The organism is Paractinoplanes toevensis (assembly GCF_018332695.1).
Taxonomy (GTDB): Bacteria; Actinomycetota; Actinomycetes; order Mycobacteriales; family Micromonosporaceae; genus Actinoplanes; species Actinoplanes toevensis.
The window spans coordinates 43,062-68,688 of record NZ_BOQN01000085.1; the positions used below are offsets into that span (position 1 = coordinate 43,062).

Sequence of the window (25,627 nt, forward strand, 5' to 3'; positions counted from 1 at the left end):
CCCTGTGATCCCGCAGAACTACCCGCTCTACATCACGGAGCCCGGCAACCAGACCTGGCTGGTGATCGGCTGGATGCCCGACCGCGACTCGGGCCTGCCCCGCCAGCCGGTGGTCCTGCTCTGCGGCGCCGAGACCGAGCAGCCCCGAGTCCTGGAGCAGACAGTCCCGTTCCGCGTGGTCGGCACGGGCGCCCAGCCCTTCTAGGCACTCCCGCGTCCCGAATCGTCCGCCGCCCTCGGCCCGCCGTCCGCGGCCCCGCCCGCCCGCCGACCCGCGATCTTGTGGAATTCGCGTCGGCTCCGAACGGCAACTCTCCAAGATCGCGGGTCGCCCCGGCAGATTTCTAGCCTTGCTCTCGGTCGGGCGTGGGCTTGCGGCCCGCGTACTGGCCGGTCGGGCGGAAGCGGCTCGGCTTGTCCGCGTACTCCTCCAAGGCGTGGGCCAGCCATCCTGCCGTGCGGCCGACCGCGAAGATTGTCTCGCCGGCGTCGGCCGGCATGTTGTGGGTGAGGGTCAGAGTGGCCAGCGCGAAGTCGATGTTCGGGTGGATGCCGGCCCGGGTGCGCATCGCGTCGATCATGCGCTCGGCCGTGTCACGCACCGGGCCGTCGGCGATCATCCGCAGGAGGGCGGTCGCGCGTGGGTCGCCGTCAGGGTAGAGCGGGTGGCCGAAACCCGGGACCGGGGTGCCCGAGCGCTGCCGGCCGGTGATCGTGCCGACCGGGTCCTTCGACGCGATCGCATCGGCCACCATCGCGTGGGCCAGGCCGCTCGCAGCGCCGTGCAGCGGGCCGTCGAGGGCGGCCAGGCCGGCGCTGACCACGGCGTAGGGGTGGGCCCGCGTCGACGCGGCCACCCGCGCGGCCAGGGTGGAGGCGGCGATGTCGTGATCGGCCAGCAGGACCAGGGCGGCGTTGAGCAGGTGGTACCCGGTGCTGCCGGGCGTCTCCGGGGTCAGCCGATGCCACAGGAGTTCGGCGATGCTCGGCTCCGGAGAGTCCGCCCCGGCCCCGGCCCCGGCATCGCGGAGGGTGCGGCAGTCGGTGGGGTTCGCGGCGAGGGGGAGGGCCGCGACCATCGTCGCCAGCATGGTGCGGCCGGTTGTCATCACGGCCGTGGGGCTGGTGTCGAAGCGGAGTGGATCGGCCGCGGCGGCCGCCGCGACGACCACCCGGAGCCGGTCGGTGGTGCGGGCCGCCGCGGGCAGCTGCATCGTCACCCGCGCGGCCAGATCGCGCAGCTCCGCGTTGGGCACGAACTCGGTGCGTTCGAGATCGCCGGCCCAGAGCAGGGCGGCGACCGCTTCGAAGCTCGCCGTGCGGGCCAGCACACAGGCGTCGTGGCCGCGGTAGTAGAGATTTCCGTCCCGGATGAGCGTGATGCCGGTCTGGATGCCGGGCGTCGTCGGGCGTTTGCGGCTCGCCACGAACGCGTCGACATCCGGTTTTTCGAAGAGGCTGCCCTTGCCGTCGGCGTTGCGCCGGCTCCTGAGCAGGCCCCGGCTGACGTAGGCATAAACGGACGCGGGCTTGATGCCGAGACGGTCGGCGACCTGCTCGGTGGTCATCAGGTGGGGCTCGGAGGGCATGTGGAGATGCTCTCATATTGATTGAATCAATGTTGACATCAATATGTACGCGGAACATGTTGATGTCATGTTGACTGTCAACCCAGGACTGGCCGGTGTCGTCGCGTTCGACACCGAGATCGCGGAACCGGACCGCGACGGCGGCGCACTGCGATACCGCGGCGTGGACGTCCGTGAGCTCGCCGGAAAGATCACCTTCGCCGAGGTGTGGGGTTTGCTCGCCGATGGCGACCTGACCCAGGGCCTGCTGCCCGCCGAGCCGTTCCCGATCCCCGTGCACTCCGGCGACACCCGCGTCGACGTGCAGGCGGCGGTGTCCCTGCTCGCCCCGTACTGGGGCATGCGCCCCCTCATCGACATCGACCACGCGCAGGCCCGCGACGACCTGGCCCGGGTTTCGGTGATGACCCTGTCGTACGTGGCCCAGTCGGCCCGCGGCACCCACCGGCCGGCCGTGCCGCAGCGCATCGTCGACGGCGGCCGTAACGCGACCGAGCGGTTCATGCTCCGCTGGCAGGGCGACCCCGACCCGCGGCACGTGGCCGCGATCGACCGCTACTGGGTCTGTGCCGCCGAGCACGGCATGAACGCGTCGACCTTCACCGCCCGGGTCGTGGCCAGCACCGGCGCGGACGTACCGGCGTGCATGTCCGCCGCGGTGGCGGCGTTGTCCGGCCCGCTGCACGGCGGCGCGCCGGCCCGGGCGCTCAGCATGATCGAGGACGTGGAGCGCGGCGCCGACCCGAGGGCCTACGTGAAGAGCATCCTGGACGGCGGCAAACGCCTGATGGGTTTCGGTCATGCGGTCTACCGGGCGGAGGACCCGCGCGCCGCGATCCTGCGCGCCGCGGCGAAGGAGTTGGGCGCCCCGCGCTACGAGGTGGCTCTGGAGCTGGAGAAGGCCGCGCTGGCCGAGCTGCGCGAACGCAAGCCCGACCGGGTCCTGGAGACCAACGTGGAGTACTGGGCGGCGGTCGTGCTCGATTTCGCCCAGGTTCCGTCGGACATGTTCGCGTCCATGTTCACCTGCGCGCGGACGGCCGGCTGGAGCGCCCACATCCTCGAACAGAAGCGCCTCGGCAAACTCATCCGCCCGTCCGCCGACTACGTGGGCCCGCCCGCGCGCCCGGCCGCCGAGGTCACCGGCTGGGACGCGACCGTCAAGAAGTACGCCTGACCGAAGAGGCCGGCCGCTACACGCCGGCCGGGTCCTTGAACGGGTTGTGCTCGCTGATCAGTTTGTCGATGCGGGCCTGGTCGACCCGGCGCACGACGGTGCCGACCTCCTGCGAGTCGCGGACGCACTTGGCCAGCGTGAAGCTCGATGTGACGACGTAGAGCAGGCCGACCGCCAGGAAGGCGCGGATCCAGCCGCCGACCGGCAGATAGAAGATGCCCGCCGCGAGGGCGAACAGCGAAATGACGAACGAGGCGGCCGCCTGGGCGTAGAACGCGGTCGTGACTTTCGGCTGCGGATTGATGTCCATGGCGGTCATCCTTGCGGGCCGCTCACGCCGGCGAATGAGTGCGAATACTCAATGTAGGCCGTCGTGGTTCAGATAGAGGACGATGCGCAGGTTGTCGCCGTCGTCGTGCAGCAGGAACGACGAGGCCAGCGGGAGCGGGTCGCCGCCGGCCGGGCGCAGCGCCGACCATTCGGTGCGGACCAGCACGTAGTGGTCGTCGAGGCGGGTCTCGGTCAGCGCGGTGAGCACCGTCGGGCCGTAACCGGCGTCGGCGAACACGGCGGCCCGGCGGGGGAGGGCGCGCAGGAAGGCCTCGCGGGTCACCGAGCGGGGGCCGTCGGCGTCGGCGGACAGGAACTGGTCGGCGAAGCAGGCGCCGAGTTGCTCGGGCTGGAGACTGGCGCAGCCGAAGGCGTGAAGGAACGCGCGAACCCGCGCGGAGGAATCCGACATGCCGGCAAAGATAATGCGGCACTGTCCACAATATACCACAAAAAGCGGATTTAATCTAGGATTGAACGGATCCGATCGGCCACCACTTCGGCCCCCTTACCGAGCAGGATCGTGTAGTGGTTGACGTCCGGAACGATCTCGGCCCCGGCCGCCTCGAGCACCGCCGAAGGGTACATCCCGCCCTCCTCGTCCTGCAGCCCACGAGGCGCCCCGAGCAGCGGAAACCCGGCCGGGGCCGGCGCGGTCAGCATGTCGCGGGCATCCGCCCGGACGGCGTCGAGCACGCACGACGAGCCGGTCCCGGTGAAGTCCCGCCGGACATATTCGGATACGTCGGCAGACCAGTACTTCCCGAGCGCCGGATTGGCCCGGAAAAAGTCGAGATACTCGTCCGCCGACCCGAAGGTCATCGACAGCCGCCGCATGGCCGGCCCGATCGTCGCGTGCAGCGCGGTGTCGACGTCGATCCCCGGCGGCACCGGCAACGGCAGCCCGCCGTCGACGAGCAGCCCCGACGAGACCCGCGCCGGATACCGCTGAGCGGTCTCGGTCACCACGAACCCGCCCATGGAATGCCCGGCCAGCGCCACCCGCTCGAGCCCGAGATGATCCGCCACCGCGATCAGATCGGCCGCATGCGCGGCCATCCCGAACGGCCCGGCGATTCCCGCACTGCCGGCGCGCCCCCGAAGATCAGGAGCAATCAGCCGTACGCCTCCGTCCAGCGCCCGGGCCACCGCCGCCCACGACAGCGCGTTGGCGGTGATCCCGTGCGCCGCGATGACCGTCGGCCCGTCCCCGGGCCAGGCCACGACCCGCAGGTTGCCGCCGGTCACCGCAACATCGAATTCCTCCACCCCGCCACCCTATGAACAATTCCGGTCCGCACCTATGGCCCTCATCCACATACCGGCGAGCGTCAACGCTGATCCTGAGCCAGACGATGCAGGCGCAGGGCCAGTTGCAGGTCCAGGGCGCGGGCCGGGGACTGCCAGTCGGGGCCTAGGAGGTTGGCGATCCGGTCCAGGCGCTGGGTCACCGTGTTGACGTGCACGTGCAGGGTCTCGGCGGCGCGGGCCAGGCTGCCGCCGGCGCCGAAGTAGGCCTCCAGGGTCTTCAGCAGGGCGGTTCCGCGGCGGGTGTCGTAGTCCACGACCGGGCCGATCGCCGAGCGCAGGAACGCGGGCACGTCGCGGCGGTCGCCCAGCAGCAGGCCGACGTAGCCGAGCTCGGTGTTGCTCGCGCCGTCGCCGACCCGGCCCAGGGCGATCAGCGCCGTCGCGCAGGCGTCCGCCTCGCGGTAGGCGGGGGCGATCGCGGCGGGGGCGGCGGCCGGGCCGGCCGCACCGGCGGTCACCGGGCGGCCCAGCGCCCGGGACAGTTCCTTCGCCACCGTACGGGCCGCGGCGGCCGGGTCGGTGCCGGGCAGGATCAGGGCCACCCGGCCGTCCTTGCCGACCGCCAGGCCGGAGCGGGCGGCGGCGAACGTGCGCGCCCAGGACACCGCCCGCTGCCGCAGGCCGCCCTCGGCCCGGTCGGCGGCAGCCACCACCACGTGCGGGGTGTCCAGGTCGACGCCCAGGCGGCGGGCCCGGGAGCGCAGCGCCTGTTCGTCGCGGATCGGGCGGCCGATCAGATCGTCCAGGAGTTCACCGCGGACCTGGCCCTCGGCCTCGGCGACGGTGCGGCGGAACAGCAGCAGCAGCGCGGTGATCTGCGCGGCCCGTTCGAGGATGCGCTGGTCGGCGCCGGCCAGCGGCTCGGCGGGGTGGAAGACCAGGGCGCCCAGGTTGTCGGCGCCGGCCACCACCGCCGCCACGTAGGCGTCGCCGCGCTGGACGCTGCGGCCGGCACCCCGGGACGCCGCGACCGCCTCGGCCATGTCGGTGGCGTCCAGCTCGGGCAGGCCGCCGGACCAGGTCGGGGACTTCGCCACGGCCAGTTCGCGGCCGGCCGCGTCCAGCACCAGCAGGGCGCCGCCGAGCACGTCGACCAGGTCGGCGGCCACGTCCTCGACGCCGCCGCCGCGCAGCACCAGGGCGGTCATCCGGTCGTGGGCGGCGGCGGCCCGCTCCACCGACGCGCTGTGCGCCTGGATCACCGTGTTCGCGGCGGACAGTTCGGCCAGGGCGGCCTGGGTCTCGGTGAGCAGGCGGGCGGTGTCGATGGCCACCGCCGCGTGCGCGGCCAGCGAACCGAGCAGGGCCACCTCCTCGCGGGCGAACGGCCGCTCGGTGCGGTCGGCCGCGAACAGCACGCCGATCACGGCGGACCCCAGTCTCAGGGGTACGCCGAGGATGGCGACGAGACCTTCGTCCCGTACGCCCGAATCGATTTCCGTCGTGTGCCGGAAGCGCGGGTCCTGGCCGTAGTTCGCGGTCGCGTAGGGGGTCCCGGACACCGCGACCAGGCCGCCCAGCCCGGCCCCGGCCGGCAGCCGCAGGGTCTGGAAGCTGGCCGCCACCGAGCCGTCGGTGATCCGCATGTAGGTGTCGCCGCGCCCCGGGTCGTCCAGGGTCAGGTAGGAGACGTCCGCGCCGAGCAGGGTGCGCGCCCGGTGCACGATGGCCCGCAGCACCGCGTCCAGATCGCGCAGCCCGGCGAGGTCGCCCGCGGTGTCGTACAGCGCGGAGAGCTCCTCCTCGCGGCGCCGGCGCCGCGCCAGCAGCGCCCGCACCCGCAGCGCGGCGAGTTTGATCTCCTCCAGTTCGGCGAGATCGTCGGCGGCGGCACCGGCCTGCCGGGCGGCCAGCAGCGGGCGCTCGAACTCGACCGGCGCGGCCTCGCGGGCCAGCAGGTCGAGGTATTCGAGCGGGCTGAGCACGATCGCCAAACTAGTGCGCCGTCCAGCCGCCGTCGATGGTGATCGAGGAACCGGTGATCAGCGCGGCGGGTGGGGTGCAGAGGTAGGCGAGCAGCTCGGCGACCTCGGCCGGCTCGATGAGGCGCTTGATGGCCGCCCGTTCCAGCAGGATCTTCTCCACGACCTCGGACTCCTCGATGCCGTGGATCGCGGCCTGGTCGGCGATCTGCTTGTCGACCAGGGGCGTGCGCACGAACGCGGGGCAGATGCAGTTGGAGGTGACCCCGTGCGGCGCGCCTTCGAGAGCCGTCACCTTCGACAGACCCTCCAGCCCATGCTTTGCCGTGACATAAGCAGATTTGTACGGCGAGGCGATCAGGCCGTGCACCGACGAGATGTTGATGATCCGGCCCCAGCCGCTGGCGTACATGTGCGGCAGGACGTGCTTCACCAGTCGGTAGGGCGCCTCGACCATCACCTTCTGGATCAGCGCGAACCGGTCGTCGGGGAACTCGGTCAGCGGCGACACGACCTGCAACCCCGCGTTGTTGACCAGCACGTCCACCTCGGCGGGCAGGCCGGCGATCGCCGACAGGTCGCTCAGATCGGTCACGATGGTGTTCTCACCGGGCCGGAGGTCCACCACGACGACCTTCGCCCCGGCGTCGGCCAGGCGCCGCGCGCAGGCCTGGCCGATGCCGCTGCCGCCCCCGGTGACCAGGGCGGTCTTTCCGGACAGGTCGAGGTCGACCACATGTGCCGTCGTCATATCGCTGAACTTACGAGCCTTCGCGACCCACCGCACATGTGCGCGCCCCACATACCGGCCGCGTTGCCGGTGTGCGGTACCTTTCGGGCCGCGATGAGAGCCCTTACCCTCACCCGCCGTGGTGTCCTCGGAGCCGCGTTCGCGGCCGCCGTCGCCGGGTGCGGCCCGGTCGCCGACCCGCTGACCGGTGGCGCGAGCGCGTCCACCCCGCTCAACATCGGGGTGATCCGGTCCCGCAAGGGTGTCTTCACCGCCGAGGGCGGCCGCTTCGAGCAGGCGCTGCGGGCCAGCCTGCTGTACTCGACGAACTACACCGGCCTGATCGGCTCGCGCACCATCATGGTCACCTGGATGGACGACCGGAGCGACCCGGACAGGGCGGCGGCCGCGGCCGAGGAGCTCAACCGCCGGGGCATCCGGCTGATCGCCGGCGGCACCACCTCGGCGTCGGCGTTGCGGATCGCCGCGGTCGCCGAACGCAACCGGGCCGTCTTCCTGGCCAACGCGCCCGACGACCGGCTGACCGGCCTCAACCGTTACACGTTCCGCACCGGCCGGCAGACCTACCAGGACCTCGCCGCGGCCCGCACGCTCATCCCGGCCGGCGCCCGGGTCGTCGTCTACGGGCCGGACAACACGGCCGCGCGGGTGCTCGGCGCGGCCGGCACCGTGCGCGACCCGGCCTGGATCGCCCGCACCCGGCCGGACGTGCTGTTCCTGGACTGGCCGGTGCCGAACCGCAGGCTGATGCGCGGCGTCCCGGCCGGGCTGCCGATCGTCGCCGTGCTCGGGGCGCGCAGCACCTGGCCGGCCTTCCCGCCGAGCCTGGTCGGCTCGATGCGGTTCGCCACCGGCTACGTCGACCGGGCGGTCGGCGGCGCCCTCTACAACGTGCTGCGCAACCGGGTCTGGGCGGGGCGCACCGACACCGGTCACGTCGAGGGCTTCACCGCCGGCCAGCTGATGGTCGAGGCGATGCAGATCGCGCCGGACGATCCGGACGCGATGGTCACCTTCCTGGAGGGGCTGCGGTTCGGCGGGATCAAGGGCGAGCTGGAGATCCGGGCCACCGACCACGCCCTGCTCCAGTCGATGTACCAGGCGTCGCTGACCTGGACCGGCGCGTCCGGCGCGCTCACCGCGGTCACCACCGCGACCCTGACCCCGGACCGCACCGCCCCGCCGTAAGCTCGGCGGATGGCGGACCGCGCGAGGGTCGAGGACGTGCACGAGCTGGCCCAGGCGATGCCGCACGTCACGGTGGAGTACGGCGGCGACGAGAACCCGATCTACCAGGTCGGCCGCAAGTCGTTCGTGTTCTTCCGGACGCCGCGGCCGGACGCGGTCGACCCGGACACCGGCGAGCGGTACACGGACGTGATCGTCTTCTGGGTGGAGTCCGAAAACGATAAGCAGGCCCTGGTCCAGGACCCGGCCACGCCGTTCTTCACCACCCCGCATTTCGACGGCCACCCGTCGGTGCTGCTGCGCGCCGCCCGGATCGGCGAGCTGAGCCGGGCCGAGCTCGCCGAGATCGTCCAGGACGCCTGGCTCTCCCGGGCGTCGAAACGCCGGGCCGCCGACTGGCTCGCGTCCCGCTGAGGGGTCGCGCAAAGTCACCGCGGTAAATACGATCGGTCACGTGACGGCCGAGAGTGTGCGAACCCCGCTGGTGCGTGGGCTTCCCGTGCTGGGCAATGCCCTGCGGATGGCGAGGAATCCGGCCCGGTTCTTCGTGGACTGCTATCGCGAGCACGGCGCGGTGTTCCGGGTGCGGATGCTCGGGCGCGAGCACGCGGTTCTCGCCGGCGCCGAGGCGGCCGAATTCCTGGGCACCAAGGAGGGCCGCGACAGCCTGCGTTCGAAGGAGTTCTTCCGCGGTCTGGTCGACGAATACGGCGCCACCCGCACGCTGCCCGGTGAGGACGGGGCGAGCCACAAGGAACTGCGCGACATCATGCGCCGCGGCTATTCGCGGGAGGCGATCGCCGACCGGCTCGACGAGGTCGTCGCGATCACCGATCGCAACATCGAACGGTCCTGGCCGGCCGGCGGAAGCGTTCCGGTGCTGCGGTCGATGCAATATCTGGTCACCGATCAGCTCGGCGAGTTGCTCACCGGGGCGTCCCGGCCGGAATACGTCAACGACATCCGGATCGCCACCATGTACCTGCTCAATGTGCTGGTCACCCGGTCCCGGCCGCGGGTCCTGCTGCGCGATCCGCGTTATCGGCGGGCGAAGACCCGGGTTCTCGAGCTCAGCCGGAAAATGATCGACGATCGGTCGCGGGCCGGAGCCGGTGCGAAGCCGGCGGTGCTCATCGACGACCTCTTGCGGGCCCACCGGGAACGACCGGAGGCAATGCCCGACTCCGATCTGATGATCAGCGTGACCGGCCCCTACGTGGCCGGCCTGGACACCGTCGCGAACACCATGTCGGCCTTCGTCTACGCCGTTCTCAAGCACCCTGACGTGCTGGAACGGGTGCGGGCCGAGGCCGACGAACTGTTCGCGAAAGGCAGCATCACCGAGAAGGACCTGCGCGGCATCCCGGCCATTCGCGGCGCCCTCATGGAGACCATGCGGCTCTATCCGATCGCCGTGGTGCAGATGCGCACGGCCACCCGCGACTTCACCTTCCAGGGCCACCGGATCGCCGCCGGCGAGACCCTCTACATCGGCACCACCGTGCCGCATTTCCTCGACGAGTTCTTCCCCGACCCGGAACGCTTCGACATCGACCGCTACGAAAAGCCGCGCGCCGAGCACCTGCGGGCCGGCGCCTATTCGCCCTACGGCCGCGGCCAGCACGTCTGCCTCGGCAAAACCCTCGCCGACGTGCAGATGCTGGTCACCACGGCCCGCCTGTTCCACCGGCTCGACCTGCGCCTCGACCCGCCCGGTTACGACCTCAAGATGAAAACCACGCCGACCCCGGGCCCATCGCTCAACTTCCGCGTCCGGGTGGCCGGGCACCGCTAAAAGTACGGGCATGGAAAGTCCCGTGGTTCTCCGGGCGAGCTGAGCGTTCGGTTGCGGCCGCCAGGCCGCTCTCGCGTGAGGTGTTGCCGCGCCCCACGCGATGGCGGCGCTACGGCGCCGGCCACCCGCTCAGCTCGCCGGGAGAACCGCGGGACTTTCCATGCCCGTACGTTTCAAAGGAGGTGGAGTCGCCGGGCCGCGACGCCGACGCGCAGCTTCTGCCCCCAGGAAAGCTCGATGGCGTCGTTCTCCAGGCCGTCGGCGAAAATCACCAGCCGTTCCGATTCGCTGGTTATCTCCAATTCCTCGTCGCCTTTCAGTAGGCCGGCGTCGCAGGTCACGCCGGTGGCGGGGGAGGGCCAGGCCTCCCGGACGAACCAGCACAGAACGGGTTCGGCCGGGGACGGGGCCGGGGGAGCGGCGGCGCGTTCCCGCGCGATCGAGGCGCACCAGCCGGTGGCGCCGGTGCCGGTGCCGGCGATCAGCCCGGAGGAGGACTGGCGTTCGGTGGCACCCTGCGGGGTGCGGATCACATAGCGGGCCGACTGATGGCTCGCGTGTCCGACATAGATCTCGTTGAGGCCGTAGAGCTCCTGGCCGTCGTCGAGTCGTGCGACGACCATCGTGCGGGCCTGCGCCTCCCGGGTGCGGCGCAGCAGTTGCGGCACGTCGGCCGCGCGGTGCCGGACCAGCACCCCGGCGTTGCGGCCCGGCTCGGGGTCGACGCCGATGACCGGCTGACCGTCCAGATATTTCGCGACATTGGCCACCAGGCCGTCCGGGCCGATCGCGATCACCACGTCCTCCGGGGCGAAGAGGAAGCGCGGCAGGTCGGCGCGTTCGACGTGGCCGCGCCGCCACTCGGCCGGGACGGCCGCACTCACCTCGGTCATCGCCCGCCGCAGCGCCTCGTGCCGGGCGGTCACCTCGTCGAGATCGCGGCCGCGCTGACGCAGGAAGTAGGCCGCGGCGCCGCGGGTGCCGTGCCGGGCGAGCAGCTCCTCGAGCTCGCTGCGGCGCGTCACCACGACCACCCGCGGGGTCAGCGTGCTCATCCGAGCCGCCCTACCAGCTTGCTGAGCAGGTCGGGAGTGACCGTGACCTCGCCGATCTGCGGCAGCTGACCGGCCAGCTCCTTGAGCGCGAGGGCCTGCAGGACGGCCGGCGGCAGGTCCCGGTAGGCGGCCAGCCGGGCGGCTTCGGCCTCGGCCTCGGCCAGGCCCACCACGCGGGCACCGGCCGCGCGGGCGTCGTCGCGGGCCCGGGTCGCGTCGGCCTCGGCCGCCGCCGTCGTGCGCGCCTGCTCGGCCTGGCCCTTCGCCGCGACCAGCTGCGACTCGGCGTCGAGTTCGGCGCGGCGGCGAGCGTTCGCACCGCGCTGCTCGACCAGGTTCTGCTCGCGCTTGGCCAGCTCGATCTTGCTCTGCAGCTCGTTCTCGGCGATCGCCCGTTCCTGCTGCACGGCGTCGGCCCGGCGGGCGTAGGTCGCCCGGTCGGCCTCGCGCTGCACCTGCTCGCGGGTCGGCGTCTGCAGGGCCCGCTCCAGGTCGGGCTCGGGCCGCAGCGCCACCACCCGGGCGCTGACCACGGTCACGCCGGTCTCGGTCAGGCGCGGGTCGGCGGCCAGGGCGTCGGTGACCCCGGCGCGGACCGCGGCGATGCCGGTGGTCAGCGCCTCGGCCAGGGGAACCCGGGCGAGCAGGTCGAGGGCCGGCTGCTGGGCCAGCTCGGCGAGCAGCGTCGCCACCTGGTCGAGCGGCTGCCCCTGCCAGCGGCCCCGGTACGGGTCGATGGAGAAGTCGAGCCGGGTCGCGGCGGCGGCCGGGTCGCTGAACCGGTAGGTGACGGTGGCCTGCACGGTCACGTCGGCGAAGTCCTCGGTGCGGGCGTGGAACAGCAGCGGCAGCTCCCGGTCGTCGACCGGCACCTCGGACAGGACCGCGGTGAGCGGCCGGTACCAGAACGAGAGGCCGGTGCCCTGCCGGCGCAGCCGGCCGCCCCGGGTGTGACTGACCCAGCTGGTGGGGGCCGCCCGCAGGTGCCGCATGTTCAGGCGCCGTGTCACGTCAGCCATCGTGGCCGTCCTTCCATCGTTGTCGTCACACTGACGATAAAGGGTCTCGGCTATTATCGTCAACATGACGTCAATGGTCGCCGTCGACCTGGTCCTGCTCACCATCCGGCAGCAGGCGCTGCAGGTGCTGCTGATCCGGCGGGGCATACCGCCGTTCCTCGGCCGGTGGGCCCTGCCCGGCGGGTTCGTGCTGCCGGCGGAAGACCTGTTCGCCGCGGCCGAGCGCGAGCTGCGCGAGGAGACCGGCCTCTCCGCCGCGGCCGGGCATCTGGAACAGCTGGCCACCTACGGCGACCCGGCCCGCGACCCGCGCGGCCGGGTGGTCGCCGTCGCCTATCTGGCCCTGCTGCCCGACCTGCCGGTGCCGGTGGCCGGCAGTGACGCCGCCTCGGCCTCCTGGCGGCCGGTCCCGGCCGAGGGGCTGGCCTTCGACCACGACCGGATCCTGGCCGACGGCATCGAGCGGGCCCGCTCGAAACTGGAGTACACGCCGCTGGCCACCGCGTTCTGCCCGCCCTCGTTCACCATCGCCGAGCTGCGCGAGGTCTACGAGACGGTGTGGCGCACCCGGCTCGACCCGCGCAACTTCCACCGCAAGGTGACCTCGGCCGAGGGCTTCGTCGAGCCCACCGGGGAGACCGTCATCCGGGACCGGGGGCGGCCGGCCCAGCTGTTCCGGCGCGGATCGGCAACCCTGCTGCACCCGGCTCTGCTACGGCCGGCGAGTTCTGCTTAACTGCCTCCGACGGTTACCGATAGCTTTCAGCATGTCGCAGAGCGTGAAGTCACCGGTTGAGGATTTACGCCTTCAGACGCTGCGGGACACCGGTCTGCTGGATGCGGTATCGGTGCCGTCGCTCGACCGCCTGACCGCGCTTGCCGCCCGTCTCCTCGGTGCCCACGCGTCGGTGACGCTGATCGGCGCCGACCAGCGGTACGTGGTGAGCTGCTCCGGCGCGGGCGACTTCCCGCGGACCGGGAACCGTGCGGACACCTATTGCAGTTTCGTGGTCCAGGACGAGGCGCCGGTGATCGTCGTGGACGCGCGCGTCGATCCGCGACTGCGCGACATCGCCGACCCCGGCGCCCTCGGGTACGCGGGTTTCCCCCTGCGCGCGCCCAACGGCTCCGTGCTCGGCGCGCTGTGCGCCGTCGACAGTGAACCGCGCGACTGGTCCGCGGACGACCTCGCCTGCCTCGGCGATCTCGCCGAGATCGCCGCGACCGAGGTCACCCTGCGGCTCACCTGCGCCCGGGAGACAGCCGCCAACCAGCGCGTCGAAGCCGTCCTGCGCGGCACCCACGATGCCTTCATCACCACCGACCGGTCCGGCCGGGTGCTCAGCTGGAACGCGGCCGCCGAGCGGATGTTCGGCCACAGTGCACGCGACGCGGCCGGCCGCATGCTGGCGGAACTGATCGTGCCGGAACAGTTCCGGAATCTGCCCTGTGTCCGGGACCAGCCGATTCGCGTCACCCTGGCCGGCAGCACCGGCCAGGAGTTCCCGGCCGAGATGACGCTCCAGGACCACGACGACGTGCTGTACTACGCGTTCGCACCGGACACCGCGTTCCTGCAGGCGCTGCTGGACAGCCTCGACACCGGTGTCGCCGCCTGCGACAGCGAGGGCCGGCTGACCTTCTTCAACCGCAGCCTCCGCCAGATGCTCGGCGGCGACGCCGACCCCACCCTGCCGATGGACGAGTGGTCGCAGCACTACAAGGTCTACAAGCCGGACGGCCGGACCGTCATGGACCTGGGGCCGCTGGCCCGCGCGCAGGCCGGCGAGGTCGTCCGGGGCGAGCAGGTCCTGGTCTGGCGCGACGACGAATGGCGCCGGCTCGTCTCCAACGCCCGGCCGATCGACGCCCCCGACGGGCGCCGGCTGGGCGCCGTCGCGGTCACCCGGGACATCACCGAGGCGCACCGGGCCGAGGAACTGCGCCGGGCCCGGCACGCGGTCGCCCAGGTCCTCTCCGACGCCACCAACGCGCGCGACGCCAGCATCCAGGCGGTCGCCGCCATCACCGACGAGCTGGGCTGGCTCTGCGGCGAGTACTGGCAGGTCACCGACGACCGCAAGCGGATCGTCCGGCACAGCTCGCACGCCCCCGGCGACCGGGACCTGTCCGCCTTCACCAACGAGCAGCCGCTCGACTTCGTGATCGGGGAAGGGCTGCCCGGCCTGGTCTGGTCGCGCAACGGCGAGGTGTGGTGGAACACCGGCATCATGCCGGAGGACATGGTCTCCTACGGGCGGCGCGAGCTGCAGCTGGTCGGTATCCGGGTGGCCGTCGGTGTACCGGTCCGCTCCGGCCGCCGGGTGCTCGGCGTGCTCGCCTTCTACACCGACGCCGACCTGCCCTACGACTCGGACACCGCCGGTATGCTCGACGCCGTCGGCGCCCACCTCGGGCAGTTCCTCGAGCGCCGCTGGGCCGAGGACATGTCCCTGGCCCTGGCCGCCGCGCGGCGCAGCTTCAACCGCGTGGTCGAGCAGGTCAACGACTACGTGTGGACCGTCGAGGTGGACAACGACGGCCCGCCGAGGCTGCACTACGGCAGCCCCAACGCCTACGGTGTGTTCGGTCCCGTCCCGGACGGCGTGCAGCCGACCCTCACCGACCGGCTGCACCCCGACGATGCCGAACTGCTGACCGCTTTCCAGGCCGAGCTGCTCGACGGCACCCAGGCCGAGCTCGAATGCCGCATCATCGGCTACGACGGCCAGACCCGCTGGATCTGGACCCGGGCGATGGCCCGCTGGGAGAACGACGCGTTCCTCGTCGACGGCCTCAGCACCGACGTGACCGAGCGCCGGGAACTGGCCAACAAGCGCGAGGAGCTCCTCGAACAGGAGCGCCTGCAGGTCGAGCAGCTACGCACCCTGGACCGGATGAAGGACGAACTCGCCGCCATGGTCATCCACGAGCTGCGCAACCCGGTCGGGGTGATCCGCGCGTACACCGAGGAACTGATCGACAGCGTCTCGCTGGCCGACGCCGACCGGCGGCACGCCGGCGTCATCGAGCGCACCACCCTGCACCTGCAGGGACTCGTCGACGACCTGCTCGATCTGGCTCGGCTGGCGGCCGGGCACATCAGCATCGACCCCCGCCCGATCGGCGGCGGCCGCCTGGTGCGCGACGTGATCGAGAACCACACGCCGAGCGCGGCCGCCAAACGGCTGACCGTCGTCGATGCGGTGCAGCCCGAGTTCACCGTGCACGCCGACGGGCAGCGGCTCCGGCAGGCGCTGGACAACCTCCTCTCCAACGCGATCAAGTACACCCCCGACGGCGGCACCGTCACCGTGGCGGCGTCCGTGCGGGACGACGAGGTCGTCATCGAGATCAGCGACAACGGCATCGGCATCCCGGCCGAGCAGTACCCGCACCTGTTCAGCCGCTTCTTCCGGGCCAGCAACGCCACCCGGGCCGGGATCAAGGGCACCGGTCTCGGCCTGGCCGTCACCAAGGCGATCGTCGAGGCGCACGGCGGCACGATCGCGGCCGGGCCGGCCCCGGACGGGGGAACCAGGTTCACCATCGTGCTGCCGGCGTGACTTCGGGTCTGACAGAACCGGGGTTGATCAGGTTGGATGTGCGCCGTGGGTGCACAAGATCTGGCCGGCGCACTACCCGACGTCGCAACGCTGCGGCGCCGGTGCCGCGCCCTCGCGATGCTCGACGCGATCCTCAGCCCCGACGAGGCGGAGCGCTACTACGGTTACAACACGTCGTGGGGGCCGGGCGAGGAGATCGCCGAGATGAACAACGGCTCCGGCGACGAGTACCACATCGTGTTCGGGGCGGCCGGGGTGTTCGTGCGCGGCTACGACCACGAGTCGGTGATGAGCCCGGCCGCCAACGACGAGGAGTTGTGGCCCGGCCTGATCGACTCGCTGCCGCCGGCGTTCGCGGCGCAGTTGGACGAGCCGGCGTTCGGCTGGGGCGCCCAGTTCTACGCGACCGTGTGCGTGTGGCGCGAGACCGGCGACGACCGCTGGCGGGCCGGTGACATCGTCTACCCGCCGGGCGACGACCCGGACGGCGCCGGCCACCTGTTCGCGGTCCTGCTCGACGAGACCCCGGCGAGCTACCGGGCCTTCGCCGAGGACTACTACGGGGTGCCGGTCGACCCGGACGTGGTCAACGAGATCTTCGCGCTGACCCCACTCACCGACGCCCTGGTCCGGCGCCTCAACCCAGCCCTCACCGTCGAGAAACTGACGGCCGACATCGAGGCGATCGGTTACCCCGCATGATGCGGCACCTGTGGGACGTCGGCCTCCCCGTCCTCATGGTGCTCATCGGCGTCGGCGCCCTGGTGTCGGCGATCCGTAGCAGGGACGGACTCGGCCGGATGTCCTGGCCGTCCCGCCTCCTCTACGCCTTCCTGTGGCTGACGCTCGCCGGCGAATCCCTCCTGGGCGAGGACCGCTCGCGGGCCGAACGGCAATGGAAGGGCGCGGTGGCGATCTTGCTCGGCCTGGCGGTCGCCGTCCACCTGTGGAAGCTCTACCGCCGGCGCGGCACCGTCACGGTCCCGCCGCCGGTGTACGTCCCCGTCCCGTTCGAGGAGCGCGACGGTCTCGTCGCGGTCAGATGGCCGGCGCTGGCGGACCCGCCGCCCGACGCGACCGTGGTGCGGTGGTTGAAGCGGACCGGGGACCGGGTCGAGGCGGGGGAGCCGTTGCTCGAGGTCGCCACCGACAAGGTCGACACCGAGATCCCGGCGGACGTCTCCGGGGTGCTGTGGCGGATCGATGCGGCCGAAGGGATGACCGTGCCGGCCGGGGCGGTGCTCGCGGTGCTCGAGGTTCATCCGTCGAGCCCGGATGATCTACTGGGCGGGTGACTGATCTGCGGGGGCTCGTCGTCCGGTGGCAGCGTGGCTGGGGTGTGGCGCGAAGGGTTCCGCTCGCCGAGGACGTCGGCGGTGGCCTGCGGGTGCACTGCCGGCAGAACGGGCGCGAGGTCGAGTATTTCGCGTCCGACGAGGCCGATCTGGAACGCCTGGCGAAGCTGGTGCTCCAGGAGGAGGCCGTCACCTGGCTGACCGTGGTGGCCGCCGACCCGTCGCGAGCCGCGGCCACGCTCGAAGCCGCCGGGCTGGTCCTGCTCAAGCGGGCGGAACAGCTGATGACCGTCGACCTGCGGGCGCAGCCGCGGCGCGAGCCGCCCGCCCCCTACCGGGTCGAGATCCGGGTGGAGGACGGCGTGATCACCGCCGAGGTCGTCGACGAGTCGGGCGCGGTGGGTGCGAGCGGCGCGATGGGCCTGGCCGGCACCGACGCGATCGCCGACAAGATCGGCACCGTGCCCGAGCACCGGCGCCGCGGACTCGGGAGCGTGATCATGTCCGCACTGGCCGGAGCCGCGATCACCGAGGGTGCCGAGACGGGCATCCTGATCGCCAGCGAGGAGGGTCAGCGCCTGTACGCGACCCTGGGCTGGCGACCGATGGGCGAGGTGATGATCGCGGCCCCACCGGGAACCGTCTATCCGACCTGAGGGTGAGGGTCCGTCCCGGGCACGTCTCAGGCCCGCACCTGGGCGAGCAGCGGCCGGACGACCTTGTTGAACTCCTCGGGGCGCTCGATCTGGGGCATGTGCCCGGTGCCGGGGAACAGGTGCCAGGTCGCGTCCGGGAAGGCCGCGCGGGCGGCCGTCAGGTGAGTGGCGGGCAGGATGCGGTCACGGTCGCCCCAGACGATCAGGGTCGGCTTGGCGTGCGTCGCGACGCGGGGCAGCAACGCGTCCCGCCAGTGCGCCGCGATTCCCCGGAAGCCGCCGAGCGCCTTGGCGATCTCCAGGTAGACCGGCGCGAAGTCCGGCTGCCGGGCCACCTTGATCGCCATCGCCACCCGTTCCGGCGTCACCATGGCGCGCTCGGCGAACAGGTTGCGTTCCACCCGCGGCGCCGTCATGTTGTCGATCCGGCTCAGCAGGCGGCGGCCGAGGCCGGGGATCGCCAGCATGCGCAGCGCGAACGTGACCTCCTTGCCGAAGCCCGCGCTGTTCACCAGGGTCAGGGTGGACACCCGGGCGGGGTCGTCGACCAGCATCTGCATGGACACGGCCCCGCCCAGGCTGTTGCCCATCAGGTGCACCGGCCGTTTCTCCCCCAGGGCGTCCAGCGTCGCCCACACCCCGTCCGATAGGGATCCCAGGTTGACCGGCGCGGGAAGCCGCTGGCTCAGGCCGAAGCCGGGCAGGTCGATGCTGATCACCCGGTGGTCGGGGTCGAGCAGGGGATGCTGGGCGTCCCAGTCCTCCAGGCTGCGCCCGATGCCGTGCAGCAGCACCACCGGTGGCGCGGACGGGTCGCCGGACTCGTGGTAGCGGATGCGCGCGGTGCGCACGTCCACGTAGTTCATCGGGCCACCCCCTGCGGTGCGCGGGCGCGGGACACCGACGCCGACGTGGCGGCCCGGACGATGCGCTCGTGCGCCACCGGCAGCAGCCGGGCCAGCAGGTCGGGAACCTTCGCCGAGGAGGCGATCAGCAGCCGGGCCTTGCGCTTGCCGACCGCGTCGAGGATCTGCCGGGCGGCCCGGTCGGCCGGGAAGGTCAGCAGCTTGGCGAACACCTTCTGGTTGGGTTCGACCTCCTCGGCCGGCACGCCGGTGCCGACCAGCGCGCTTTCGGCGATGCGGGTGCGGATGCCGCCGGGGTGCACCGTGGTGACGCCGATGCCGTCGTCGGCGAGTTCGCTGTGCAGGGCCTGGCTCAGGCCGCGCAGCGCGAACTTGCTGGCGCTGTAGGCGGACTGCCCGGCCGGTGCGATCAGCCCGAACAGGCTGGACACGTTGACCAGGTGAGCGCCGGGGGCGGCCTTCAGGGCGGGCAGCAATGCATGGGTGAGCAGCATCGGGGCCCGGAAGTTCACGTTCATCACGGTCTCGAACTCGTCCACGGTGACCTGGTCGAACCGCCCGCCCAGAGCGATCCCGGCGTTGTTGATCAGAAGACCGAGCGAGGGGTACGACGTCAGCACGCGCGAGGCGACACCGTCCACCGCCGAGCGATCGGACAGGTCGGCGACGATCGTCTCGACGGCGACGTGCGGGTGGACCTGGCCGAGGCGCTGGGCGACCGTGGCGAGGCGTTCGCCGTCCACGTCGACCAGGACGAGGTTGCTGCCCCGGCCGGCCAGACCGTAGGCGAGTTGCTCGCCGATGCCGCTGGCCGCGCCGGTCAGGACGGCGGTGCGACCGCGGAACACGTAGGGCGTCATACGGCGATCTCCTTCAAGGGGACGGGGTGACGGGAGAAGGTCATGTCGCGGGTGACGTCGGCGCGCGGGGTGGTCAGCACGTCGCGCAGGTAGTTCTGCCGGACCAGCCACGGGTCGCGGTTGCCCTGGCGGGGGAACTTGTCGAGCGCGCGTTGCACGTACCCGGAGGAGAGATCGAGCAACGGACGGCCCTGCTCCTCGGGGTTGTCCGGAACGGCCACGGCGTAGCCGTGCCGGTCCATGTGGGTGAGCAGGCGCATCACGTAGCGGTGGACCAGGTCGGCGCGCAGCGTCCAGGACGCGTTGACGTAACCGATGCAGTAGGCGAGGTTGGGCACGCCGCTGAGCATGATGCCGCGGTAGGCGGCGTGCTGACCGATCTCGATCGGCGTGCCGTCGATCGAGGCCTGGATGCCGCCCATCGGGATGAGCGACAGCCCGGTGGCGGTGACGACCACGTCGGCCTCGAGCAGCCGCCCGGACTTCAGGCGGATGCCGGCCGGTTCGAAGGACGTGATGTGGTCGGTCACCACCGACGCCTTCCCGGATCTGATCACCTGGTAGAGGTCACCGTCGGGAATCACGCAGAGTCGCTGGTCCCACGGCTCGTAGGTGGGCTTGAAATGCTCGTCCACGTAGGCCGCGTCCTTGAGCGCGTGCACCGCGAAGGCCCGCAGGATCTGCCGCACCCGCTTCGGCCGCCGCCGCGCCAGCTGGTAGAAGCCCTGCGTGACCAGGAGGTTCTTGGCCCGGGCGACCCGGTTCGCGGCCTTGGCCGGCAGCACCCGCCGGGCCAGGTCGGCCACGATGTCGCGCGGCGGAAGGACGGTCAGGTAGGTGGGGGACCGCTGCAGCATGGTCACGTGCGCCGCGTCGGGGGCCATGGCGGGTACGAGCGTGACGGCGGTCGCGCCGCTGCCGATGACGACGACCTTCTTGTCCTGGTACGACAGGTCCTCCGGCCAGAACTGCGGGTGCACCACCTGCCCGGAAAAGTCCGACAAGCCTGGGAAATCGGGCTGATAGCCGGACTCGTAGGAGTAATAGCCGGCGCACGCGTACACGAAATTGCAGGTCATCGTGGCGCCGCCGGCCAACCGCAGGGTCCACCGGCTCAACAGCGAGGACCAGTCGGCCGCCACCACCCGGGTGCCGAAGCGGATGTGCGGCAGGATGCCGCCCTCGGCCGCCGTCTCCTCGATGTAGTGCCGGATCTTGTCGCCGGGCGCGATCGACTCGGCCCCGCGCCACGGCCGGAACGGGTAGCTGAGCGTGAACATGTCCGAGTCCGACCGCACCCCGGGGTAACGGAACAGATCCCACGTTCCGCCGATCGCGTCGCGCGCCTCGAGGATCGCGTACGTCTTGCCGGGCAGCTGTTCCTGCAGCCGCCACGCCGCGCCGATCCCGGACAGGCCGGCGCCGATGATGACAACGTCGAAATGTTCGGCCATGTCGCCAGTCTCGCCATCTTTCCCCGCGAGTGACTTGCCTGAGCGCGACACTCATTTATCCTTTCGCGACATGGGATCGATGGTCAGAGCCGCCGGGCTGCGTGGACTCCCCAGCCTCATCGACGAGCTCGGAGGTGACGGCCCGGCCCTGATGGCCCGGTTCGGCGTGGACGCGGCGGCCCTCGACACCGACGACGCGGTGATCCCGACGCTCGCCGCCGGCCGCGCCCTGGAGACCGCCGCGGCCTCGCTGAACTGCCCCGACCTGGGGTTGCGGCTCGCCGCCCGGCAGGACATCGCGGTTCTCGGGCCGCTCGCCATCGCGATCGAGAACTCGGCGACGCTGGGGGAGGCGCTCGACTGCGCCACCCGGTTCCTGTTCGTGCACTCGCCGGCGCTCACCGTCGCCCAGGTCCCCGACCCGGCCGGCCGGGCCGGCGTGGTCGGCCTGCGGTACGCCAGCACCGAGCTCGACCCGCTGCCGCCGCAGATCTGCGACAACGGCCTCGGCCTGCTGCACCGGATCATCGTGTTGCTGGCCGGCGGCCGTTACGGGCTGCGATCCGTGCACCTCACCCATCGCCCGCTCGCGCCGGTGGCCCGTTACACCGAGTTCTTCGGTGCGGATGTGCGCTTCGCACAGGACGCGGCGGTGCTGCGGGTGCCGGCCACGATGGCCGACGCGACGGTGGCGGGCGGCAACCGGGTGCTGCGCGAGGTCGCGCTCGACTACATGCGCACCCATTTCCCGGCGCCCGAACAGACCCTCGAGGAGCGGGTGCGGCAGCTGCTTACCCAATCGCTCGGCTCGGCGCCGGCCGACATCGCCGCCGTCGGCCGGCGGCTGCAGACCCACCCGCGCACCCTCCAGCGCCGTCTGTCGGCGGCGGGCACGACCTTCGACAAGATCCTCGACGACGTACGCCGTGAGCGCGCACACCGCCTCATCACCACCACGGATCTGCCGTTCACCCAGGTCACCGCCATAGTCGGGCTGACCGAGCAGTCCGCCCTGAGCCGAGCCGTGCGCCGCTGGTTCGGCACCTCCCCGCGCGACCTGCGCCGCCCGCCCGGTCACTGAAACCACGGCGGCGTTCCCGCGCCGGACAGTCGCACGCCGCCCCACGGGTCGGGTTCGCTGAGCCGGACCTTCAGCCGCGCCGAGCCGGGGATCGTGAGCAGCCCCTCGCGCAGCCCGCCGGCGACCCGCTCGCGCAGCGTCGCGTCCGGGTTGGTGCGCCCGGCCCACCGGAAGCGGCCCTCGATCGGCTCGAACCGGGCCGACACCCGGATCTCCACGGCCAGGTCGTCGTCACCGATCCGGAGCGTGGCCGGCCCTCGGTACTCCTCGTCGGGCAGGTTCCCGACCTCGTACTCGTCAGTTTCCGGCACCGTGCACCTCCTCCTGGTGGGCGGACAGGCCGCCGGGGATGTCGGCGGCCTGGCGGATGCCGGCCACCCCGGTCCAGAGGAACGTCGTGAGGTAGTCGCCGAGTGCCTCCCGGCTGATCGGCTGCTGCTGGCGCAGCCACCAGTCGCCGACCGACTGCACGTAGCCGACCACGCCGTAGGCCCACGGCAGCGCGGCACCGGAGTCGAGGCCGCGGGCCCGCAGCCGGTCGCCGAGGATGCGGGCCAGGCCGCTCGCGACGGTGTCGACCACGTCGGCGACCACGTCCCGGCCGCGCGGGATATCGGGCTGGTGCACGACGAACTGGTAGAGATTCGTGTCGGCCGCGATGTGCGCCAGGTAGGCGTCGATGGCCGCGGCGATGACGTCGCGCTCCTCGCGGACCTGGGCGACCGCCGGCACGATCGCGTCGAGCACCATGCCCGCGGCCTCCTGCCCGACCGCCAGCCACAGCTCCGACTTGTCGGCGAAGTAGCGGTAGAGCACCGGCTTGCTCACCCCGGCCCGCGCGGCGATCGCGTCCATGCCCACCTCGGGGCCGAACTCGCGGATCGCCTCGATGGCGGCCGCGGTCAACTCGGATCGGCGCTGCTCACGATGGCCGGCCCAGCGACCTTTACGACCATCGGTATTGACCGGCTCTTGTTCACGGGGCATGGTACTAGAAGTAACTGTTACTTCGGGTAACGTCAAGTGCATCACACTCATCGGCCGTTCCGAGGAGGCGTCCCCCATGACCACCGAGACTCCCCCCGACCGCGATCGCACCGCCGCCCGTCTGCTGCGCTCGTCCGCCGAGCATTCGTACGATCCCGAGGTCGAGATCGACTGGGACGCGCCGTTCGTGCCGGACCTCTACTTCGTCCCGCCGGAGCGGTGCAGCCTCTACGGCACCGAGCTGTGGGACGGACTGTCCGAAGAGCAGCGGATCACGCTCACCCGGCACGAGGTGGCCAGCATCGCCGGCCTCGGCATCTGGTTCGAGACGATCCTCATGCAGCTGCTCCTGCGCGGTTACTACAAGCAGGACCCGACCGCCGCGCACGCGCAGTACGCGCTCACCGAGGTCGCCGACGAGTGCCGGCACTCGGTCATGTTCGGCCGGATGATCGACCGCCTGGGCACCCCGGTCTACCGGCCCGAGGGCGTCAACGAGTTCCTCGGCAAGTGGATCGCCGCCACCGGCACCGGGCCGCGCATGTTCGCCGCCATCCTGATCTGCGAGGAAATCCTCGACACGCTGCAGCGCGAGGCCATGTCGCACGAGCGGGTGCAGCCCCTGGTCCGGATGGTGTCGCGCATCCACGTGGTCGAGGAGGCCCGGCACGTCCGCTACGCCCGGGAGGAGCTGGCCCGGCAGGTGCGCACCGCGGGCAAGGGGCGGCTGCTCTTCGACAAGCTGGTGATCGGCCGGGCCGCGTACCTGTGCGGCCGCCGCCTGATCCACCCGGACGTCTACAAGTCGGTGGGCATCCGGCCGTCCGACGGATACCGGGCGGCGATGGCCAACCCGCACTTCCGGGAGACGCTGCGCTGGTCGGGCGAGCGCGTGGTGGCGTACCTCGATGATCTTGATTTGGTCGCCGGCCCGGGCCGGCCTCTCTGGCGCCGTTCCGGCCTCCTGGCGGCCTGACAGCCCGGGGGACAGCGGTCACACCGATTCGGCTGAATGTGGGGTTGACCTCGTACTTGAGGATTTCGGACCGCCCGATCGGCCGGTGGGCGATGCCCCCCGACCGTGACAGATTTGCTCCCGATACGCACCTCGGGAGGCTGGCATGGACGACGCACTGGTGGCCTACGGCTCCGGGCACGCCGACGGCATGGCCGGCCTGCACGACGGTGACCGGGCCGGCGATCCGGTGACCGGTGCCGACTACCTGGTCGGCATCGTCGACGGGCAGCTGGCCGCGTTCGAGGACGCTCTCGTCACGGCGATCCGTAAAGCCCTCGATGACAAGAAGAGCGATGGACCAGGAGTTTGAGGCGTACGCGGCGGGCCGTGCCGACGGCCTGGCCGCGCACCGGGACACCGGCCGGGCGACCGACCCGAAGTTCGGCCGGGACTACCGCATCGGTTTCCTGGACGGCCGGCTCGAGGTGTTCCGGCTGCTGGCCGGGGTCCGCAAGATCGTTGAGGACGACTGAGGCTCACAACCGTGGTCACCCGGTTGTGAAAGCGCGTTGACCTGGCCGAAACCCCATAACGCTCTGGTGGAAACCACATGTCGGAACGCTTGCGGAATGACTGACGGCGGCGTGTTGACCGGCTTCACCGTCGCGGTGACCGCCGAGCGGCGCCGTGACGAGATGACCGCGCTGCTGCAACGGCGCGGCGCCCGGGTGGTCACCGCGTCCGCGATCAGCATCGTCCCGCTCGCCGACGACGATGCCCTGCACGCGGCCACCGCGGCCTGCATCGGGCTCGCCCCCGACCTGGTCATCGCGACCACCGGCTTCGGCTTCCGCGGCTGGCTCGAGGCCGCCGAGGGCTGGGGCCTGGGCGAGAAACTGCGCGAGGTGCTCGGCCGGGCCCGGATCATCGCCCGAGGCCCGAAACCGTGCGGCGCCGTGCGGGCGGCCGGCCTCAGCGAGGAATGGGCGGCCAAGACCGAGGCGTCCGAGGAGGTCCTCGAACGGCTGCTCGCCGACGGTGTCTCCGGCCGGCGGATCACCGTGCAGGAGCACGGCGAGCCGCAGACCGAGTTCGTGGCCGCCCTCCGCGCGGCCGGCGCCGCCGTGGTCGAGGTGCCCGTCTACCGGTGGGTGCCACCGCCGGACACCACGCCGGTGCGGCGCCTGGTCGACCAGGTCATGGCCGGGCAGATCGACGCGGTCACGTTCACCAGCGCGCCCGCGGTCAAGTCCTTCCTGCAGCTGGCCGGCGACGACGTTCCGGGCGTGCTCGACCGGTTCCGGTCCGGCACCCTGGCCGCCTGCGTCGGCCCGGTCACCGCCGCCCCGCTCGTCGAACGGGACGTGCCGGTGGTGATGCCGGAACGCTTCCGGCTCGGCGCGCTGATCAAGACGGTGGCCGACGAACTGCCGCAGCGGTCGCTCAAGCTGCGGGTGGCGGGCGGCACCCTGGAGGTCCGCGGCCACGCCGTCCTCATCGACGGCGAGCCCCGCGCGCTCGCCCCCGCCGCCATGTCGATCCTCGCCTCGCTGGCCGCCCGCCCCGGCGCGGTGGTGTCGAAGGATCAGCTGATCGCGTCGCTGCCGCGGGGCAACGACGGGCACGCGGTCGACGTGGCGGTGGCCCGGCTGCGCACCGCGCTCGGCTCCGGCCGGCACATCGAGACGGTCATCAAGCGCGGCTACCGCCTGCGTCTCGACGAAACGCTGTAACCGGCACCGTCGCCGGCTCCCCCTGAGTACTTTC

General features: G+C 71.8%; 28 protein-coding genes. 15 read left to right on the forward strand and 13 right to left on the reverse strand.

Annotated features, from left to right (window positions below):
- Positions 1 to 4: 4 nt before the first annotated feature.
- Entirely contained in the window at positions 5 to 205 is a 201-nt protein-coding gene (locus Ato02nite_RS32460; protein WP_213010489.1) for a hypothetical protein, read from the forward strand.
- A gap of 139 nt (positions 206 to 344) precedes the next feature.
- Here the strand turns inward: Ato02nite_RS32460 and Ato02nite_RS32465 are convergent, their stop codons facing one another.
- Positions 345 to 1,589, reverse strand: coding sequence for a citrate synthase family protein (locus Ato02nite_RS32465; RefSeq protein WP_213010490.1), 1,245 nt, complete (start codon positions 1,587 to 1,589; stop codon positions 345 to 347).
- Between the two features lie 67 nt (positions 1,590 to 1,656).
- On the opposite strand from Ato02nite_RS32465, the gene Ato02nite_RS32470 reads away from it, so the two are divergent.
- Complete coding sequence (locus Ato02nite_RS32470) at positions 1,657 to 2,766, forward strand: citrate synthase 2 (protein WP_213010491.1); 1,110 nt, start codon at positions 1,657 to 1,659, stop codon at positions 2,764 to 2,766.
- A 16-nt stretch (positions 2,767 to 2,782) separates the two neighbouring features.
- Here Ato02nite_RS32470 and Ato02nite_RS32475 read toward each other — a convergent pair whose 3' ends face one another.
- The 5 genes from Ato02nite_RS32475 to Ato02nite_RS32495 all read right to left on the reverse strand — a co-directional run bounded on the left by Ato02nite_RS32475 (position 2,783) and on the right by Ato02nite_RS32495 (position 7,080).
- Positions 2,783 to 3,076: a YiaA/YiaB family inner membrane protein gene (locus tag Ato02nite_RS32475; protein ID WP_203813622.1), complete on the reverse strand. Its 294-nt coding sequence runs from the start codon at positions 3,074 to 3,076 to the stop codon at positions 2,783 to 2,785.
- 48 nt (positions 3,077 to 3,124) lie between these two features.
- Positions 3,125 to 3,508: a hypothetical protein gene (locus tag Ato02nite_RS32480; RefSeq protein ID WP_213010492.1), complete on the reverse strand. Its 384-nt coding sequence runs from the start codon at positions 3,506 to 3,508 to the stop codon at positions 3,125 to 3,127.
- 50 nt (positions 3,509 to 3,558) lie between these two features.
- Positions 3,559 to 4,365: an alpha/beta fold hydrolase gene (locus tag Ato02nite_RS32485; RefSeq protein WP_213010493.1), complete on the reverse strand. Its 807-nt coding sequence runs from the start codon at positions 4,363 to 4,365 to the stop codon at positions 3,559 to 3,561.
- A gap of 62 nt (positions 4,366 to 4,427) precedes the next feature.
- A complete protein-coding gene (locus Ato02nite_RS32490; RefSeq protein WP_213010494.1) occupies positions 4,428 to 6,341 on the reverse strand; it encodes a helix-turn-helix domain-containing protein in 1,914 nt (637 codons plus the stop codon).
- Between the two features lies 1 nt (position 6,342).
- Positions 6,343 to 7,080, reverse strand: a complete 738-nt coding sequence (locus Ato02nite_RS32495; RefSeq protein ID WP_213010495.1) for an SDR family oxidoreductase — start codon at positions 7,078 to 7,080, stop codon at positions 6,343 to 6,345.
- A gap of 93 nt (positions 7,081 to 7,173) precedes the next feature.
- On the opposite strand from Ato02nite_RS32495, the gene Ato02nite_RS32500 reads away from it, so the two are divergent.
- Genes Ato02nite_RS32500 through Ato02nite_RS32510 form a run of 3 tightly spaced genes read left to right on the forward strand, consistent with a single transcriptional unit; the run spans position 7,174 to position 10,063 of the window.
- Positions 7,174 to 8,268, forward strand: coding sequence for an ABC transporter substrate-binding protein (locus Ato02nite_RS32500; RefSeq protein ID WP_213010496.1), 1,095 nt, complete (start codon positions 7,174 to 7,176; stop codon positions 8,266 to 8,268).
- Between the two features lie 9 nt (positions 8,269 to 8,277).
- A complete protein-coding gene (locus Ato02nite_RS32505; RefSeq protein WP_213010497.1) occupies positions 8,278 to 8,682 on the forward strand; it encodes an MmcQ/YjbR family DNA-binding protein in 405 nt (134 codons plus the stop codon).
- A gap of 40 nt (positions 8,683 to 8,722) precedes the next feature.
- Positions 8,723 to 10,063, forward strand: coding sequence for a cytochrome P450 (locus Ato02nite_RS32510; protein ID WP_213010498.1), 1,341 nt, complete (start codon positions 8,723 to 8,725; stop codon positions 10,061 to 10,063).
- Positions 10,064 to 10,236: 173 nt separating this feature from the next.
- On the opposite strand, the gene Ato02nite_RS32515 is transcribed toward Ato02nite_RS32510, so the two are convergent.
- A complete protein-coding gene (locus Ato02nite_RS32515; protein ID WP_213010499.1) occupies positions 10,237 to 11,118 on the reverse strand; it encodes a diacylglycerol kinase catalytic domain-containing protein in 882 nt (293 codons plus the stop codon).
- A complete protein-coding gene (locus tag Ato02nite_RS32520) occupies positions 11,115 to 12,137 on the reverse strand; it encodes an SPFH domain-containing protein (RefSeq protein ID WP_213010500.1) in 1,023 nt (340 codons plus the stop codon). The genes Ato02nite_RS32515 and Ato02nite_RS32520 overlap by 4 nt, the downstream gene beginning before the upstream one ends.
- A 64-nt stretch (positions 12,138 to 12,201) precedes the next feature.
- On the opposite strand from Ato02nite_RS32520, the gene Ato02nite_RS32525 reads away from it, so the two are divergent.
- The 5 genes from Ato02nite_RS32525 to Ato02nite_RS32545 are packed head-to-tail and all read left to right on the forward strand — an operon-like array spanning position 12,202 to position 17,654.
- Complete coding sequence (locus tag Ato02nite_RS32525; RefSeq protein ID WP_213010501.1) at positions 12,202 to 12,873, forward strand: NUDIX hydrolase; 672 nt, start codon at positions 12,202 to 12,204, stop codon at positions 12,871 to 12,873.
- A gap of 43 nt (positions 12,874 to 12,916) precedes the next feature.
- Positions 12,917 to 15,703 carry a PAS domain-containing sensor histidine kinase gene (locus Ato02nite_RS32530; protein WP_213010502.1) on the forward strand — a complete coding sequence of 929 codons (2,787 nt, stop codon included), beginning with the start codon at positions 12,917 to 12,919 and terminating at the stop codon, positions 15,701 to 15,703.
- 36 nt (positions 15,704 to 15,739) lie between these two features.
- Positions 15,740 to 16,405 carry a hypothetical protein gene (locus Ato02nite_RS32535; RefSeq protein ID WP_213010503.1) on the forward strand — a complete coding sequence of 222 codons (666 nt, stop codon included), beginning with the start codon at positions 15,740 to 15,742 and terminating at the stop codon, positions 16,403 to 16,405.
- Entirely contained in the window at positions 16,402 to 16,998 is a 597-nt protein-coding gene (locus tag Ato02nite_RS53345) for a lipoyl domain-containing protein (RefSeq protein ID WP_438873088.1), read from the forward strand. Before Ato02nite_RS32535 ends, Ato02nite_RS53345 begins: the two co-directional genes overlap by 4 nt.
- Complete coding sequence (locus Ato02nite_RS32545; protein ID WP_213010504.1) at positions 16,995 to 17,654, forward strand: GNAT family N-acetyltransferase; 660 nt, start codon at positions 16,995 to 16,997, stop codon at positions 17,652 to 17,654. The genes Ato02nite_RS53345 and Ato02nite_RS32545 overlap by 4 nt, the downstream gene beginning before the upstream one ends.
- A gap of 26 nt (positions 17,655 to 17,680) precedes the next feature.
- On the opposite strand, the gene Ato02nite_RS32550 is transcribed toward Ato02nite_RS32545, so the two are convergent.
- From Ato02nite_RS32550 to Ato02nite_RS32560, 3 genes are read right to left on the reverse strand one after another with little or no spacing between them, the layout of a single operon-like run.
- Positions 17,681 to 18,520, reverse strand: a complete 840-nt coding sequence (locus tag Ato02nite_RS32550) for an alpha/beta fold hydrolase (protein ID WP_213010505.1) — start codon at positions 18,518 to 18,520, stop codon at positions 17,681 to 17,683.
- Positions 18,517 to 19,380: an SDR family NAD(P)-dependent oxidoreductase gene (locus tag Ato02nite_RS32555; protein WP_213010506.1), complete on the reverse strand. Its 864-nt coding sequence runs from the start codon at positions 19,378 to 19,380 to the stop codon at positions 18,517 to 18,519. The genes Ato02nite_RS32550 and Ato02nite_RS32555 overlap by 4 nt, the downstream gene beginning before the upstream one ends.
- The gene (locus Ato02nite_RS32560; RefSeq protein ID WP_213010507.1) at positions 19,377 to 20,834 is read right to left on the reverse strand and encodes a flavin-containing monooxygenase; all 1,458 of its coding nucleotides are present in this window, start codon (positions 20,832 to 20,834) and stop codon (positions 19,377 to 19,379) included. Before Ato02nite_RS32560 ends, Ato02nite_RS32555 begins: the two co-directional genes overlap by 4 nt.
- 70 nt (positions 20,835 to 20,904) lie before the next feature.
- On the opposite strand from Ato02nite_RS32560, the gene Ato02nite_RS32565 reads away from it, so the two are divergent.
- Positions 20,905 to 21,915, forward strand: coding sequence for an AraC family transcriptional regulator (locus tag Ato02nite_RS32565; RefSeq protein ID WP_213010508.1), 1,011 nt, complete (start codon positions 20,905 to 20,907; stop codon positions 21,913 to 21,915).
- Here Ato02nite_RS32565 and Ato02nite_RS32570 read toward each other — a convergent pair.
- Complete coding sequence (locus Ato02nite_RS32570; RefSeq protein ID WP_213010509.1) at positions 21,909 to 22,226, reverse strand: DUF4873 domain-containing protein; 318 nt, start codon at positions 22,224 to 22,226, stop codon at positions 21,909 to 21,911. The genes Ato02nite_RS32565 and Ato02nite_RS32570 overlap by 7 nt on opposite strands.
- Positions 22,213 to 22,902: a TetR/AcrR family transcriptional regulator gene (locus Ato02nite_RS32575; protein WP_213010510.1), complete on the reverse strand. Its 690-nt coding sequence runs from the start codon at positions 22,900 to 22,902 to the stop codon at positions 22,213 to 22,215. Before Ato02nite_RS32575 ends, Ato02nite_RS32570 begins: the two co-directional genes overlap by 14 nt.
- Positions 22,903 to 22,978: 76 nt before the next feature.
- On the opposite strand from Ato02nite_RS32575, the gene Ato02nite_RS32580 reads away from it, so the two are divergent.
- From Ato02nite_RS32580 to Ato02nite_RS32595, 4 genes are all read left to right on the forward strand, one after another.
- Positions 22,979 to 23,878, forward strand: coding sequence for an AurF N-oxygenase family protein (locus Ato02nite_RS32580; protein WP_213010511.1), 900 nt, complete (start codon positions 22,979 to 22,981; stop codon positions 23,876 to 23,878).
- Positions 23,879 to 24,023: 145 nt separating this feature from the next.
- Positions 24,024 to 24,230, forward strand: coding sequence for a hypothetical protein (locus Ato02nite_RS32585; protein WP_213010512.1), 207 nt, complete (start codon positions 24,024 to 24,026; stop codon positions 24,228 to 24,230).
- A complete protein-coding gene (locus tag Ato02nite_RS32590; protein ID WP_213010513.1) occupies positions 24,214 to 24,393 on the forward strand; it encodes a hypothetical protein in 180 nt (59 codons plus the stop codon). The genes Ato02nite_RS32585 and Ato02nite_RS32590 overlap by 17 nt, the downstream gene beginning before the upstream one ends.
- A gap of 96 nt (positions 24,394 to 24,489) precedes the next feature.
- Entirely contained in the window at positions 24,490 to 25,593 is a 1,104-nt protein-coding gene (locus Ato02nite_RS32595) for a uroporphyrinogen-III synthase (RefSeq protein WP_213010514.1), read from the forward strand.
- The last annotated feature ends 34 nt before the right edge of the window (positions 25,594 to 25,627 follow it).

Coding starts and splice junctions, on each gene's coding strand:
- Ato02nite_RS32465 (WP_213010490.1), bottom strand. CDS start 1,589: ATGCCCTCCGAGCCCCACCTGATGACCACCGAGCAGGTCGCCGACCGT.
- Ato02nite_RS32470 (WP_213010491.1), top strand. CDS start 1,657: ATGTTGACTGTCAACCCAGGACTGGCCGGTGTCGTCGCGTTCGACACC.
- Ato02nite_RS32475 (WP_203813622.1), bottom strand. CDS start 3,076: ATGGACATCAATCCGCAGCCGAAAGTCACGACCGCGTTCTACGCCCAG.
- Ato02nite_RS32480 (WP_213010492.1), bottom strand. CDS start 3,508: ATGTCGGATTCCTCCGCGCGGGTTCGCGCGTTCCTTCACGCCTTCGGC.
- Ato02nite_RS32495 (WP_213010495.1), bottom strand. CDS start 7,080: ATGACGACGGCACATGTGGTCGACCTCGACCTGTCCGGAAAGACCGCC.
- Ato02nite_RS32500 (WP_213010496.1), top strand. CDS start 7,174: ATGAGAGCCCTTACCCTCACCCGCCGTGGTGTCCTCGGAGCCGCGTTC.
- Ato02nite_RS32505 (WP_213010497.1), top strand. CDS start 8,278: ATGGCGGACCGCGCGAGGGTCGAGGACGTGCACGAGCTGGCCCAGGCG.
- Ato02nite_RS32515 (WP_213010499.1), bottom strand. CDS start 11,118: ATGAGCACGCTGACCCCGCGGGTGGTCGTGGTGACGCGCCGCAGCGAG.
- Ato02nite_RS32520 (WP_213010500.1), bottom strand. CDS start 12,137: ATGGCTGACGTGACACGGCGCCTGAACATGCGGCACCTGCGGGCGGCC.
- Ato02nite_RS32525 (WP_213010501.1), top strand. CDS start 12,202: ATGACGTCAATGGTCGCCGTCGACCTGGTCCTGCTCACCATCCGGCAG.
- Ato02nite_RS32535 (WP_213010503.1), top strand. CDS start 15,740: ATGTGCGCCGTGGGTGCACAAGATCTGGCCGGCGCACTACCCGACGTC.
- Ato02nite_RS53345 (WP_438873088.1), top strand. CDS start 16,402: ATGATGCGGCACCTGTGGGACGTCGGCCTCCCCGTCCTCATGGTGCTC.
- Ato02nite_RS32550 (WP_213010505.1), bottom strand. CDS start 18,520: ATGAACTACGTGGACGTGCGCACCGCGCGCATCCGCTACCACGAGTCC.
- Ato02nite_RS32555 (WP_213010506.1), bottom strand. CDS start 19,380: ATGACGCCCTACGTGTTCCGCGGTCGCACCGCCGTCCTGACCGGCGCG.
- Ato02nite_RS32560 (WP_213010507.1), bottom strand. CDS start 20,834: ATGGCCGAACATTTCGACGTTGTCATCATCGGCGCCGGCCTGTCCGGG.
- Ato02nite_RS32565 (WP_213010508.1), top strand. CDS start 20,905: ATGGGATCGATGGTCAGAGCCGCCGGGCTGCGTGGACTCCCCAGCCTC.
- Ato02nite_RS32575 (WP_213010510.1), bottom strand. CDS start 22,902: ATGCCCCGTGAACAAGAGCCGGTCAATACCGATGGTCGTAAAGGTCGC.
- Ato02nite_RS32580 (WP_213010511.1), top strand. CDS start 22,979: ATGACCACCGAGACTCCCCCCGACCGCGATCGCACCGCCGCCCGTCTG.
- Ato02nite_RS32585 (WP_213010512.1), top strand. CDS start 24,024: ATGGACGACGCACTGGTGGCCTACGGCTCCGGGCACGCCGACGGCATG.
- Ato02nite_RS32590 (WP_213010513.1), top strand. CDS start 24,214: ATGGACCAGGAGTTTGAGGCGTACGCGGCGGGCCGTGCCGACGGCCTG.
- Ato02nite_RS32595 (WP_213010514.1), top strand. CDS start 24,490: ATGACTGACGGCGGCGTGTTGACCGGCTTCACCGTCGCGGTGACCGCC.